Below are 515 nucleotides of genomic sequence, written 5' to 3'. Positions count from 1 at the left end.
GGCCGTCCTCCTCTTGCGGCCGAGGAGGGTCCTCACCTCCACCTCCCCCTCGGGCTGGGAACGGTGCCAGTGCTTGAGGCCGGGGTAGGTTTGGAAGAAGGCGGCCCTTAGCCTCTGAGCCTCCTCGGGGCTGAGCTTCACCCCGTAGGCGGTGAGGGCGTATTTCCTCAGCCCCTCGGCCCCAAGCCCGTAGAGGAGCCCGAAGTTCAGGGCCTTGGCCACCTGCCGGTCTTCCTTGCTCACCCCCTCCAGGGGCTTCCCCAGGACCAAGCTCGCGGTGAGGGCGTGAAGGTCCTTCCCCTCCCGGAAGGCTTGGAGCATCCGCCCCTCCTTGGCTATCGCGGCGGCAATCCTCAGCTCAATCTGGGCGTAGTCGGCCTTGAGGAGCACCCGCCCCTCCTTGGGCCGGAAGGCCCGCCTCAGGGCGGGGTCCCTCGGCACTTGCTGGAGGTTGGGCTTCCGGCACGCCATGCGGCCGGTTTCCGCCCCTACCTGTTGCCAGGAAGGATGGACGC

At 68.3% G+C, this 515-nt stretch carries 1 protein-coding gene; it reads right to left on the bottom strand.

What is annotated here, in order from left to right:
- A partial coding sequence (locus AC01Y6_RS11265; protein WP_476671621.1) for a DNA polymerase occupies positions 1-515 on the bottom strand: 515 nt, incomplete at both ends.

The sequence above is a fragment of the Thermus sp. genome, from assembly GCF_056332225.1.
The sequence above is the reverse complement of the archived record's forward strand: the minus strand, read 5'-3'. Positions and strand labels throughout refer to the sequence as shown.